Source organism: Streptomyces sp. NPDC005863, from assembly GCF_042871345.1.
In the GTDB taxonomy this organism is placed as follows: Bacteria; Actinomycetota; Actinomycetes; order Streptomycetales; family Streptomycetaceae; genus Streptomyces.
Window position 1 is genome coordinate 178,379 of the sequence record NZ_JBIAII010000011.1, and the last position, 12,213, is coordinate 190,591.

At 74.2% G+C, this 12,213-nt stretch carries 13 protein-coding genes and 1 pseudogene; 11 read left to right on the forward strand and 3 right to left on the reverse strand.

Annotated elements, in window-relative coordinates; translation table 11 throughout:
- The first annotated feature begins 5 nt into the window (after window positions 1-5).
- Window positions 6-1,142: a hypothetical protein gene (locus tag ACFYO9_RS31405; protein WP_355818677.1), complete on the forward strand. Its 1,137-nt coding sequence runs from the start codon at window positions 6-8 to the stop codon at window positions 1,140-1,142.
- Window positions 1,143-1,198: 56 nt separating this feature from the next.
- Window positions 1,199-2,668, forward strand: a complete 1,470-nt coding sequence (locus ACFYO9_RS31410) for a hypothetical protein (RefSeq protein ID WP_358777485.1) — start codon at window positions 1,199-1,201, stop codon at window positions 2,666-2,668.
- Between the two features lie 7 nt (window positions 2,669-2,675).
- Here ACFYO9_RS31410 and ACFYO9_RS31415 read toward each other — a convergent pair whose 3' ends face one another.
- Window positions 2,676-3,089, reverse strand: coding sequence for a VOC family protein (locus tag ACFYO9_RS31415; protein WP_355818682.1), 414 nt, complete (start codon window positions 3,087-3,089; stop codon window positions 2,676-2,678).
- Between the two features lie 69 nt (window positions 3,090-3,158).
- Entirely contained in the window at window positions 3,159-4,049 is an 891-nt protein-coding gene (locus tag ACFYO9_RS31420) for a neutral zinc metallopeptidase (protein WP_358777486.1), read from the reverse strand.
- Between the two features lie 226 nt (window positions 4,050-4,275).
- Between ACFYO9_RS31420 and ACFYO9_RS31425 the strand changes: the two genes are divergently transcribed.
- From ACFYO9_RS31425 to ACFYO9_RS31440, 4 genes are all read left to right on the forward strand, one after another.
- The gene (locus ACFYO9_RS31425; RefSeq protein WP_358777487.1) at window positions 4,276-5,061 is read left to right on the forward strand and encodes a hypothetical protein; all 786 of its coding nucleotides are present in this window, start codon (window positions 4,276-4,278) and stop codon (window positions 5,059-5,061) included.
- A gap of 121 nt (window positions 5,062-5,182) precedes the next feature.
- Window positions 5,183-6,781 (forward strand): ABC-F family ATP-binding cassette domain-containing protein, encoded by a 1,599-nt coding sequence (locus ACFYO9_RS31430; protein ID WP_355818691.1) that lies wholly within the window; start codon window positions 5,183-5,185, stop codon window positions 6,779-6,781.
- 384 nt (window positions 6,782-7,165) lie between these two features.
- Entirely contained in the window at window positions 7,166-7,387 is a 222-nt protein-coding gene (locus ACFYO9_RS31435) for a helix-turn-helix domain-containing protein (RefSeq protein WP_055550175.1), read from the forward strand.
- 133 nt (window positions 7,388-7,520) lie between these two features.
- Window positions 7,521-8,324, forward strand: a complete 804-nt coding sequence (locus ACFYO9_RS31440) for an enoyl-CoA hydratase/isomerase family protein (protein ID WP_355818695.1) — start codon at window positions 7,521-7,523, stop codon at window positions 8,322-8,324.
- A 367-nt stretch (window positions 8,325-8,691) separates the two neighbouring features.
- Here ACFYO9_RS31440 and ACFYO9_RS31445 read toward each other — a convergent pair whose 3' ends face one another.
- On the reverse strand, window positions 8,692-9,423 hold the full coding sequence (locus ACFYO9_RS31445; protein WP_355818698.1) for a nucleopolyhedrovirus P10 family protein: 732 nt from the start codon (window positions 9,421-9,423) through the stop codon (window positions 8,692-8,694).
- Window positions 9,424-9,535: 112 nt separating this feature from the next.
- Between ACFYO9_RS31445 and ACFYO9_RS31450 the strand changes: the two genes are divergently transcribed.
- From ACFYO9_RS31450 to amaP, 5 genes and pseudogenes are all read left to right on the forward strand, one after another.
- On the forward strand, window positions 9,536-10,024 hold the full coding sequence (locus ACFYO9_RS31450; protein ID WP_355818700.1) for an Asp23/Gls24 family envelope stress response protein: 489 nt from the start codon (window positions 9,536-9,538) through the stop codon (window positions 10,022-10,024).
- 23 nt (window positions 10,025-10,047) lie between these two features.
- Window positions 10,048-10,233: a hypothetical protein gene (locus tag ACFYO9_RS31455; protein ID WP_355818703.1), complete on the forward strand. Its 186-nt coding sequence runs from the start codon at window positions 10,048-10,050 to the stop codon at window positions 10,231-10,233.
- A gap of 3 nt (window positions 10,234-10,236) precedes the next feature.
- Complete coding sequence (locus ACFYO9_RS31460) at window positions 10,237-10,584, forward strand: hypothetical protein (RefSeq protein ID WP_355818705.1); 348 nt, start codon at window positions 10,237-10,239, stop codon at window positions 10,582-10,584.
- Between the two features lie 389 nt (window positions 10,585-10,973).
- Window positions 10,974-11,579: pseudogene (locus ACFYO9_RS31465) on the forward strand (DUF6286 domain-containing protein); the annotation flags it as partial.
- On the forward strand, window positions 11,576-12,163 hold the full coding sequence (amaP, locus tag ACFYO9_RS31470) for an alkaline shock response membrane anchor protein AmaP (protein WP_355818708.1): 588 nt from the start codon (window positions 11,576-11,578) through the stop codon (window positions 12,161-12,163). The pseudogene ACFYO9_RS31465 and the gene amaP, both read left to right, overlap by 4 nt.
- The last annotated feature ends 50 nt before the right edge of the window (window positions 12,164-12,213 follow it).

The window sequence follows — 12,213 nt, forward strand, 5'->3', positions numbered from 1 at the left end:
GGACGGTGCGCCCAGCCAAAGCGACGGCAGCGGCCGTCACCGCAGTCACAGCCGCCCTCGGGACGGCCGCAGCCGCCATCGCGGCGGGCCGGTTCGCCAGCGACGCCGCCCTCAAGGCGCCCGTCGGGCGTCCCCTGCCGACCGAGCCCCGTCTGACCGTGCACGCCACGGCCGCGGGCCAGGTCACCTTGACCCGCGCCCTCGCGAGCCGCCGCCCCGGCAGATACGGCCTGAGCGGCCCCGGCACCCACGCGATCGTCGGCCCCGTCCTGGACGCCGCCCCGCACGAGGCCGACACGGTCGTACGCCGCCTCGAAGCCGTCACCCACGGCTCCCTGGACCCCGGCGCGCGCGTCTGGCTCACCCCACAGGTGTACGTCGGCGACCCGCGCTCCGCGCTCGGCATCGATTACGAGGACGTCGTCGTGCCCGGCGAACTCGGCGCCCTGCCCGCCTGGTTCGTGCCCGCCGCCCGCGACACCTGGGTCATCACGGTGCACGGCCTCGGCACCACCCGGGAACACCCCATGGTCGTGATGGACTTCCTGCGCCGGCTGCGGGTCCCCGTCCTCGACATCGGCTACCGCGGCGACCCGGGCGCGCCCCGCTCCCCGGACGGTCTCGGCCACCTCGGCGAGACCGAGTGGCGCGACCTGGACGCCGCCATGCGGCACGCCGTGCGCAACGGCGCCGGGCGGATCGTCCTGCACGGCTGGTCCACCGGCGCCGCCATGTGTCTGCACGCCGCCGCGCACTCGGCGCTGCGCGACCGCGTCAGCGGACTCGTCCTCGACTCCCCGGTACTGAACTGGGAATCCACCCTGCGCGCCCTCGCCGGCGCCCGCCGCACCCCCGGACCGCTCCTTCCGCTTGCGGTCCGCGCGGCCCAGGGGCGGACCGGGCTGCGCGGCGACCGCATCCTCGCGGCGGCCGGCGCCGGGATGCCGAAGGTCCCGACCCTCCTGGTGCACGGCCCCGACGACGTGGTCGCCCCCTGGGCGCTCTCCCGCCAACTGGCCGCCCGGCGCCCGGACCTGGTCACCCTGCACTCCGTGCCGGACGCCCCGCACGGCGCCATGTGGAACGCCGACCCGAAAGGGTACGAAGAGGTGCTGCGGCGCTTCCTCACGCCCCTGGTCTGAGCCCTGCACCCGCATTCCGTTTGGGTTTTCGGACCGTCAACAGGAAGACTGTTCCCGTGACGTCCCGTACCCCGCGCGACTCCAGGCTCCGACTTGTCCGCGCGCCCTACCCGAGGGCCGAAGAGCGAGGAGAGGCCCGGCGCGACGCAACGCGCCCCCTCTCGGCCGCCCCCGGCGCGATGAGCAACCGCCGCACGCGCCGCCCCGCGCCCCGGCCACCCGAGGGCACACCCGCCCCCGCGGAGCTGGCCGGGGCGGCGCGCGTCCGGCTCGCCGACGCCGCGCGGGTCGCCCGCTGGGCGGACGCCGCGCTGCGCCCCGGCCCGGACGGCACCCCGGGCACGCCCGACGGCAAGGGCACGCTCTCCGACGCCACGGCCGAACGGGCCGCCGCCGAGCTGGGCCTGACCGCCGCTCAGATCCGCGCCGACTGGGACACCGCACGCCTCGCCGGCCTCGTCGAGGTGCACGGCGACGTCGCCCGCCCCGGCTGGCGGCTGCGCGCCTGGGACCGCGACGACACCGCCGTACTGCGCGGCTGGGTCGCCCTCTTCGACGCCTGGTCGCTGGCCCACCCGGCGCCGGACGACCTGGCCCCCGCGGCCGTCGCCGAGGTCGTCGAGGCCATGCCGCAGGTCCTCTCACTGCTCCAGCTCTCGGCCGGCCCCGTGCCCGTACCGCAACTGCTCGACCTCCTGGACCAGCGCGTCACCGAGCTGCGCACCGAACGCTGCGAGATCCCCTACGGCCCGCAGCCCGACCCCGCCGCAGCGGCCGACACCCCGCAGGACACCCCGCAGGACGCCCCGCTCCCCGCGCTGCTCGACTGGGCCCTGCACGGCCTCGCCGCCGTCGGCGCGCTGACCTGGGCCGACGGCCAGGCCACGCTCACCCCGCTGGGCAGCTGGGCGGTCTGGGTCAAGCTGGAGCAGATCTGCGTCGCCGCGCAGAGCCCCGCCGGGCACATCGAGCAGGCCGCCGAGGACATGCTGCGCGGCTGCGCCCGGCTGCGTCCCAACGCGGCCCGCGCCGAGTACCGCGCCTGGCTCGCCGCCCGCACGGTGGGCGGCGCGGTCACCGAACTGCTCACCGCGGCACGCGGCGAGGACGCCCTGCTGCGCGGCCTGGCCTTCGAGGCGCTGCGGGTGGTCGGCGCCCCCGCCGAGGCAGAGGTCAGGGCGGTCGTCGATGAGCCCTCCCTGCGTCCCTACGCACTGCTCTGGCTCGCCGAGCAGGAGGGCGCCGACCCCGAGGACGTCCACCTCGTGCTGACCCGCGAGGAGACCACCTGGCTGTGGGTCGACACCGCGGCGGCCGTCGCGGACCACGGCGAGACCCAACTCCTCGTACGGCACCTGGAGTCGGCGGTCCAGCCCACCGTGCCCGCCCTCCTCGACGAGGTGCGCCGGGTCGGCCACCCCAGGACCGTGCAGGTCCTGGTCGCCCTGGCCGCGGCCCACCCGGACCCGGCGCTCGCCAAGGCGGTGCGCCGCGCGGCCTTCCAGGTGCACACCGGCGGGGAGTGAGCGGGCGTCAGCCCCGGGTGTCCGGGGCGTACGTGCCGAAGCTCCACACGTTGCCCTCGGCGTCCCGGGCCAGGTAGTCCCGCGCGCCGTAGTCCTGGTCCGTCGGGGGCATCAGGATCTCCGCGCCGTGTTCCTTCGCCCGCCGGTGGTGGGCGTCGACGTCGTCCACCACGATGTAGACGCCGCACGGCCCCGCGTCGCCCATCGCCCGGTCGAAGACTCCGCCCCTGCCCTTGGAGCCGAGCATCACCGCGCCGTTGCCCTGCGCCAGTTCGGCGTGCATGACGCTGCCGTCCTCGCCCTCGTACACACTCAGCTCGGTGAAGCCGAATGCCTCCGTCAGCTGCTTGATCGCGGCCTTGGCGTCCGCGTACAGCAGGGTGGGGAAGACGCTCGGCCGTCCCGCGGTGTCGCCTGCCATGCCGATCACTCCGTCCAGATGTCTCATGCCGGATGTGCTGGATGTCCTGTGCCGGATGTCTCGGCGGTGTCAGCGGAAGGTGTCGCACTGTGCCATGTCGCCGCTGCGGTAGCCCTGGTAGAACCACTGCTGGCGCTGCTCGGCGGAGCCGTGGGTCCAGGACTCCGGGGTGACCCGGCCCTGGAACTTCTCCTGGATCCGGTCGTCGCCCACCGCGGCCGCCGCGTCGAGGCCGTCCCGGATGTCGGCGTCGTCGAGGCTGGTGATCAGCGGCTTGCCGGTGCGCTCGTCCGGGCTGCGGGTCGCGTGCCGGGCCCAGACCCCCGCGTAGCAGTCGGCCTGCAGCTCGACCTTCACGGCGTTGCTGTCGCGCCCGGTGCGCCCGTCCTGGGAGCGCCCCAGGGTGCCCATCAGGTTCTGCACGTGGTGCCCGTACTCGTGGGCCACCACGTACGCCTGCGCGAACGGACCGCCGCTGGAGCCGAACTTGGTCCGCAGGTCGTCGAAGAAGCCCAGGTCCAGATAGACCTTCCGGTCGCCGGGGCAGTAGAACGGCCCGACCGCCGACGTGGCGGTGCCGCAGGCGGTGTTCACGCGGCCGGTGAAGAGATAGGTCCGCGCGGGGGAGTACGTGCCGCTGCGCCGCTGGAACTCCGGACGCCAGTAGTCCTGGAGGCTGTTGACCACCGCCACGATCCGGCAGTCCTCCTTGCTGTTGGCGTCCCGCCCCGTGTGGCAGCTCTGCTGCACCTGGTCGAGCGACGAGGACGAGACCGCGGGCTCGTCGTTGCCGGAGGAGAGCCCGAGCTGGTCGGGGCCCACTCCGAAGAACAGCCCGAGGAGCAGCGCGATCAGACCGGCCACGCCGCCGCCCACCGTCGCCCGGCCACCGGGGATCCGACCGCCGCGCGCATCCTGGACCTCCGAGGTGTCCAGATCGGCGTCGTCGTCGAACTGCATGGGCGCACCCCTCTGCCGCGCATCCGGGACGGCACGCGCCGCCCCGCACCGGGCTCCCGGCCACTTCATCCTGATACGTCCCCGGTCGGCGGGCGCCGGACGGAGGTCCGAACGGGGGACGCGGACCACCCCGCACCGTGTCGCCCCGCCGCCGGACGGCCCGCCCCGACCCCCGCCGCTACGCTCTGCGCCTGATCCGTGGGCAGTGGTACCGAAGGGGGGCGTCATGTCCGCTCTGCCGCTCGACGCGGCCGGCCTGCCGCACGAGGCGTCCGGCGCGCGCTCCTGCCTGCCCGCGCCGGTCCGCCGCGGCGTCCGCGTCGCGCTCCCCGTGGCGCTCGCGCTCCTCGCGCTGCCGCTCGTCACCGCCGCCCACCACGCCCGGCCCGCCCCCTACGGGGACCGCCTCACCGTCCACACGCGCGCGGCGGGGACCGGCACGGAACCGGGCCTGCGCACCCGGGGCCGGGCGGTCGAGGCGTACGACACCGTGGGCGGCGGCCCGCGCTGGACGTACACGCGCGCGGGACGCCGTCCGGTGACCGTGCTGCCCGCGCCGGGCCACGCCCTCACGCTCTGGGACGACGGCATGGTCACCGACACCGCGCGTGCCGACGGCAGCTCGGTGCGCTGGCACCGCGCCATCCCCGAGAGCGCGCCCTGGCTGCGCGGCCCGGCCGCGCGCGGCGGCGCCGGGGTCCTGCAGCCGCTCACCCCGGGCGCCCGCATGCTGGCCGTCGTCACCCCGCACCGCATCGCCGCCTACCGCACCGCCGACGGCGATCTGCGCTGGGTGCTGCCCGCCCGCCGGGGCTGCGCCTTCGAACCGGCGCGTTCCGTGCGTCACGGTGCGGCCCTGCTGCTCGCCCAGCCCTGTACGAGCGCCACCGCGGCATGGACCGCGCAGGTCATCGCGGTGGACGACTACGGCAGAATCGTTCCGGGGCGCACACCGCTCGGCAACGGGGACGTCCGGCGGGGCGCCGGGCGCGGCCCTCGCCCAGAAAAGTAGTTGCGACGGCCCGTTAGACTGGCTGCCATGGCAGCTCCTCTCCTCAGTTGGACGGCATAGCCACCGGTCCCGAGCACCTCAGTCGTCCCACTCGCCGTCCACTCTGTTCAGGAGTACCCCCGTGATCACCGCTTCCGGCATCGAGCTGCGCGCCGGCGCCCGCATCCTCATCGAGAACGCCACCTTCCGCATCGCGAAGGGCGACCGCATCGGCCTCGTCGGCCGCAACGGCGCGGGCAAGACCACCCTCACCAAGTGCCTGGCCGGTGAGGGCATCCCGGCGGGCGGCACGATCTCCCGCTCCGGAGAGGTCGGCTATCTCCCGCAGGACCCCCGCACCGGCGACCTCGACGTGCTCGCGCGCAACCGCATCCTCTCCGCCCGCGGCCTCGACGTACTGATCCGCAAGATGCGCGAGAACGAACAGCGCATCGCGAACGGCGCGGGCGCCACCCGCGAGAAGGCCCTGAAGCAGTACGAGCGCCAGGAGACGGAGTTCCTCACCAAGGGCGGGTACGCCGCCGAGGCCGAGGCCGCCACCATCGCCGCCGCGCTGAACCTCCCCGACCGCGTGCTCGGCCAGCCCCTGCACACGCTCTCCGGTGGTCAGCGCCGCCGCATCGAGCTGGCCCGCATCCTCTTCTCGGACGCCGACACGCTCCTCCTGGACGAGCCGACCAACCACCTCGACGCGGACTCGATCGTCTGGCTGCGCGACTACCTGAAGACGTACCGCGGCGGCTTCATCGTGATCTCCCACGACGTGGACCTGGTCGAGACGGTGGTCAACAAGGTCTTCTATCTGGACGCCAACCGCGCCCAGATCGACGTCTACAACATGGGCTGGAAGCTCTACCAGCAGCAGCGCGAGTCCGACGAGAAGCGCCGCAAGCGCGAGCGCCAGAACGCCGAGAAGAAGGCCGCGACGCTGCACTCGCAGGCCGACAAGATGCGCGCCAAGGCCACCAAGACCGTCGCCGCCCAGAACATGGCCAAGCGGGCCGACAAGCTCCTCGCGGGCCTGGAGGCGGTGCGCCAGAACGACAAGGTCGCCAAGCTGCGCTTCCCCGAGCCCTCGCCGTGCGGCAAGACGCCGCTGATGGCCGAGGGCCTGTCGAAGTCGTACGGCTCGCTGGAGATCTTCACCGACGTCGACCTCGCCATCGACAAGGGCTCGCGCGTGGTCATCCTCGGCCTCAACGGCGCGGGCAAGACCACCCTGCTGCGGCTCCTCGGCGGCGCCGAGAAGCCCGATACCGGCCAGGTCATCGAGGGCCATGGCCTCAAGCTCGGGTACTACGCGCAGGAGCACGAGACCCTCGACCCCGAGCGCACGGTCCTGGAGAACATGCGCTCGGCCGCCCCCGACCTCGACCTGGTCGAGGTGCGCAAGACGCTCGGCTCGTTCCTCTTCTCCGGGGACGACGTCGACAAGCCGGCCGGCGTGCTCTCCGGCGGCGAGAAGACCCGGCTCGCGCTGGCGACCCTGGTCGTCTCCTCGGCCAACGTCCTCCTCCTCGACGAGCCCACGAACAACCTCGACCCGGCCAGCCGCGAGGAGATCCTCGGCGCGCTGCGCACCTACAAGGGAGCGGTCGTCCTCGTCACCCACGACGAGGGCGCGGTGGAGGCGCTGCAGCCGGAGCGGATCATCCTGCTGCCGGACGGCGTCGAGGACCTGTGGGGCCAGGACTACGCGGACCTGGTCGCCCTCGCCTGACGCGGCGGCGTTCCCGGACGCCCCGGCCCGGGGCGTCCACCGCGCTTGATCGAATGGCTGATCCACTGGGTATGGATCATTCGGCCGATCCGTGATCCCTCATCTGTGTGAGCTCTCCTCGTACCGAGGTGTGTCATACACGGATTTCGGCGGTGACCTGCGCAGAAGTCTCCCCCTCCGCTTGGCGCCTCTCTGACCTGCGGGTTCTCTGTGTCGCTTCGTCGAGCGAACGAAATTCGGCGCGCGGAATCGTTAATTCCGCTCGTGTTCGCCGCTTATGGAGCGACAAACCTCGGCGTATGGACCTTGTCGAATGGGTGGCCAGGAAGCCCGCGAGGGGTGATCATGAGAAGTCCAGAGCGCACTTCCCATGAGGAGGCACGGGTGGCCGAGACTCTGAAGAAGGGCAGCCGGGTAACCGGCGCCGCGCGCGACAAGCTCGCGGCAGACCTGAAGAAGAAGTACGACGGCGGTGCGAGCATCCGGGCGTTGGCCGAGGAGACCGGCCGTTCGTACGGTTTTGTGCACCGCATGCTCAGTGAGTCCGGCGTCACGCTGCGGGGACGCGGCGGGGCGACGCGAGGCAAGAAGGCCGCCGCCGGCTGACGGCGGGCGGCAGGCTGTCCCATGCTCCGATGGTGACCACCCGGTCGGCCGGTACTTCGGCCGGGTGGTTACTGTGCAGTCACTTACGGGCGCTCCCGCGCGCCCGGTCCGACCGCACCCATCGGAGGCACCCATGGCTTCGCCCGACAGCGAGCTCGCACCGGTTCTCGACAAGGACGGCGTACGCCTCACCATCGACGAGGCCGTCGCCACGGTGACGCTGACCAATCCGGCCAAGCGCAACGCCCAATCTCCCGCGCTGTGGAGGGCGTTGACGGAGGCAGGTCAGCTGCTGCCGGGCAGCGTCCGTGTCGTGGTGCTGCGCGGTGAGGGCAAGTCCTTCTCCGCGGGCCTCGACCGGCAGGCGTTCACGCCCGAGGGCTTCGACGGCGAGCCGTCCTTCATCGATCTGGCGCGCGGTGAGGACGGCCTCCTCGACGCCACGATCTCCGAGTACCAGGCGGCGTTCACCTGGTGGCGGCGGAGCGACATCGTCTCCATCGCGGCCGTCCAGGGCCACGCCATCGGTGCCGGCTTCCAGCTCGCGCTCGCCTGCGATCTGCGGATCGCGGCGGACGACGTGCAGTTCGCCATGCGCGAGACCAGCCTGGGCCTCGTCCCCGACCTCACCGGCACCCACCCGCTGGTGGGGCTCGTCGGCTATGCCCGCGCGCTGGAGATCTGCGCCACCGGCCGCTTCGTGCACGCCGACGAGGCCGAGCGGGTGGGCCTCGCCAACCTCGTCGTGCCCGCGGACCAGCTCGACGCCGCCGCCAAGGATCTGGCCGCCGCACTCGTGGCCGCGCCCCGCGACGCCGTCATCGAGACCAAGGCACTGCTGCAGGGCGCCGCGGCCCGCTCGTACGAGGAGCAGCGCGTCGCCGAGCGCGCGGCCCAGGGCCGCCGCCTGCGGGACCTGGCGGGGCTCGACGACTGACCCTGGCCCCTGGGCCTTACGCGGACCGCGCGCCCCGCGCCGGACGGTGGCCGCCGGACTTGGGCGTCTGGCGGTGCCCTAGTTCCGGGCCGGGCCCGGAGCCTGTCGGGCAGGTCTCGGGGCGCTCCGCTTGGCGGTGCCGGTCCGTGGGCCTGGCGCGCCCCGCTCGGCGTGCCGGAGGGGGGCGTCGGCCTTGTGCGTCTGGCGTTGCCCTGTTCCGGGCTGGGGCTCAAGCCTGCCCGGCGGGTCTCGGGGCGCTCCGCTTGGTGGTGCCGGTCCGTGGGCCTGGTGCGCTCCGCTAGCCGGTGTCGGGCTGTGGCCGGCGGGCTCGCGTTGGGGCGTGGTCGGCTGGTCCTCCGGGGGACCGCTAGCCCACCTCGGTGACCAGTACCGCCACCGTCGGGTGGTCGGGGAGGGCCGCGCCTACTGCCGCTCGGACCGCGAGGGCCACGTCCAGGGCGCGGTGGCCGCTGCCCGTGGCCAGCTCCAGGCGTGCGTGGCGGCGCGGCAGCGTGTCCGTCGCCGGGTGCTCCTCCAGATGAACGGCGCCGCCGATCACCCCGGTCAGCCGGACCACTCCGGGCACCGCGAGGGCGGCCCGCGCGACGCGCGCCTCGTCGGCGTCGTCCGACCGCTCCGGGGGCGCGGACTCCGTCGGCGCCATGTGCGCGGGACCGGTCCGCGGAGCGGCGCCCGCGTCGGCGCCCTCGTCGAGCAGGCCCGTCACCGTCAGGTCGACCTCCTCGGCCGCCAGGCCGAGCCGGTGCGCCGCCGTCGTCAGCGCGGCCCGCAGCCGGTCCGCCGCCGCGGGCAGCGGTTCCGTGGCCACGGCCGTGAACTCCGCGGTGATCCGCAGCGGCCCCGGCGACAGCGCGCTCGGCGGCGCCGGCACCGCGGGCTCGACGGCGCGCCCCGGGTCGGCCTGAGCGATGCGCACCGTACCGAGCCGCACACCGGCGACCTTGTCAGCCATCCGGCGCAACGCGGTGTCCGCGGCCGATTCCGTCACCCACGCGCCGTCCTGCGCGCCGCCCAGTGGCAGGACCCGGCCGAGCCCCAGCTGTCGGCGTACCGCCTGCGTCCAACCCTCGCCCGTCATGGCTCCACCCTGCCGCATCCCGGGCGCGCGAGCGCGGGGCCGCGCTTACTGTGGGCGCAGAAGCAGCCTCATTCGACGGAGCACATCCCCTGTCGAAAGGAACGGGACGGCGATGACCGAGACCGGACAGCGCAAGGCGTCGCAGACGCTGGAGAAGGACTCCCCGAACCCGGGCGCGGCGAAGTCCGCGGGCGGAACGGGCGGCGGTGCCCCGGGCAGCCGGGGCCGCACCACCATCGCGGACGGCGTGGTCGAGAAGATCGCCGGCCTCGCGGCCCGCGACGTCGAGGGCGTGCACGCCATGGGCGGCGGCCTCGCACGGACCTTCGGGGCCGTGCGCGACCGGGTCCCCGGCGGCTCGAAATCCGTGACGCGCGGAGTGAAGGCCGAGGTCGGCGAGGTGCAGACCGCGCTCGACCTGGAGATCGTCGTCGAGTACGGCGTGGCGATCTCGGACGTCGCACAGGACGTGCGCGAGAACGTGATCGCGGCCGTCGAGCGCATGACCGGGCTCGAGGTCGTCGAGGTCAACATCGCGGTGAGCGACGTGAAACTGCCCGACGAGGACGATGACGACGAGCCCCAGGGACGCCTCCAGTAGGACGTCTCGTTAAGGAGCGCACGATGAGCATGGCCGTGATCGGCATGGTGGCCGGAATGGCTCTCGGGTTCGCCGGATACTTCGGTGGCTTCGGGGCGTTCCTGCTGGTGGCCGCCCTGGGCGCCATCGGTTTCGTGGCCGGGCGGTTCCTCGAGGGGGACCTGGAACCCGGCGACTTCTTCCGCGGCCGCGGCGACCGGCGGCGGTGAGCGGTGGCGGCACAGGTCGCGCCGGGTGAGCGCGGCGCGACCACCATCGCCGACCGGGTCGTCGCGAAGATCGCCGCGCAGGCCGCCCGCGAGGCGGTGGACGCGGTCCCGCCCGACGGCCCACCGCCGCGTGCCACGGTCTCCGTCCGCCACGACGAGGCCCGCGTCCGCGTCAGCCTCGAACTGGACTACCCCTGTGACATCGGCGGCCAGTGCGGCGCGGTGCGTCGCCATGTCGCCCAGCAGGTCAAGGAGTTGGCGGGGATGGACGTGCCCGAGGTGGCCGTCCAGGTGGAGCGGCTGCACTCGGCGCGGGTCCGCGCCGCGGCACACGGCGGGAGGACACGATGAGTGACCCCCGGGCGAGCGACGCGTACGAGGCGTACGACGCGGATGGCTCGGATGGCGCGGACGACACCGAGGGCGCGACCCAGCGCCTCCCGGTCATCGAGTCCGGAAGCACCCCCGTCCCCGACCGGCCGGGCGTCCCCGACCGGACGGGCGCCTCCGGCCAGTCGGACGATCTCGACGGGCCGGACGACACAGACCGTTCGGGCGCCCCCGACCGTTCGGGCGTCTCCGACCGGACGGGCGCCTCCGACCGGCCGGACTCCTCCGGCCAGTCGGACGACCTCGGCGGGCGGGACGACGCAGACCGTTCGGACGACCTCGCCGGGCGGGGCGGCGCATACCGTTCGGGCGCCCCCGACCGACCGGCCGACCCCGACCGTTCGGACGACGTCGACCGATCCGCCTCCGCGTCCGCCTACCAGCCACTGCCGACGCTCTCCGGCGACGACGGCAAGGCGGGCCGGTTCTGGTCCGCCCGCCGGGTGCCCGCGGCGATCGCCGCCCTGCTCGTCCTCGGCGGCTCCGGACTGCTCCTGTACGACATCGTCGCCGTACGGGCCGACCATCCGGCGATGCGCTGGCGGCGTGAACTGGCCCGCCAGCTCGGTGAGCGGCCGCTCGACGACACGGCCGTGCTCGTCGGCGCGGCCGTCGCCGCCGTCCTCGGGCTCTGGCTCCTGCTCCTCGCGGTGACGCCCGGGATGCGGTCCATCCTGCCGATGCGGCGCACCCATGCCGACGTGCGCGGCGGCCTGTACCGCGGCGCCGCCGCGACGGTGCTGCGCGACCGGGCGATGGACGTGCCCGGCGTGCAGTCCGTGCGGGTCCGCATGACGCGCTCCAAGGTGGCCGTGCGCGCCGTGTCGCACTTCCGTGAACTCGACGACGTACGCGGCGACTTGGATGCCACCTTGTCCGACGGCATCCGCGATCTCGGTCTGGCGCGGGACCCGGGCCTCTCGGTCCACGTGGCCCGGCCCGGCAGGAAGGGATGAGCGCCATGCTGCGCACGGTCAACCGGATCGTCCTCGCCCTGATCGGGCTCGTGCTGCTCGTCCTCGGCGGCTCCGTGCTCGCCGTCGGGCTCGGCGCGTCGCCGCCCTCCTGGTGGATCCACGACGGCCGGCACGACGTGCTGCTCCGCGCCGCCGACCGGACGCGGTGGCGGGACGAGGGCTGGTTCTGGCCCGCGGTCATCGCCGCCCTCGCGGTGTGTCTGCTGCTCGCGCTGTGGTGGCTCTCCGCCCAGCTGCGCAGGCGCCGCCTCGCGGAGGTCCTGGTGGCGACCGGGGACGGCGAGGGCGCGTCGCTGCGCGGCCGGGCCATGGAGAACGTACTGGCCGGGGAGGCCGAGACGCTGGACGGCGTCGACCGCGCCCGGGCCACCCTGACCGGACGGCGCGGCACGCCGCGGGCGCGCGTGCAGCTCGTCCTCGAACCCCACGCCGCGCCCGCCGACACGCTGCACCGGCTGTCCGACGAGACCCTCGCGCACGCCCGCGACTCGGCGGGCCTCGACGCCCTGCCGGCCACGGTGCGGCTGCGCGGCCTCAAGCACCGCGCGGAACGGGTGAGTTGACCGCGACGGGACCCGTACGCCTTCGGGCGCCGCTAAAAAGCGCCCGTGCG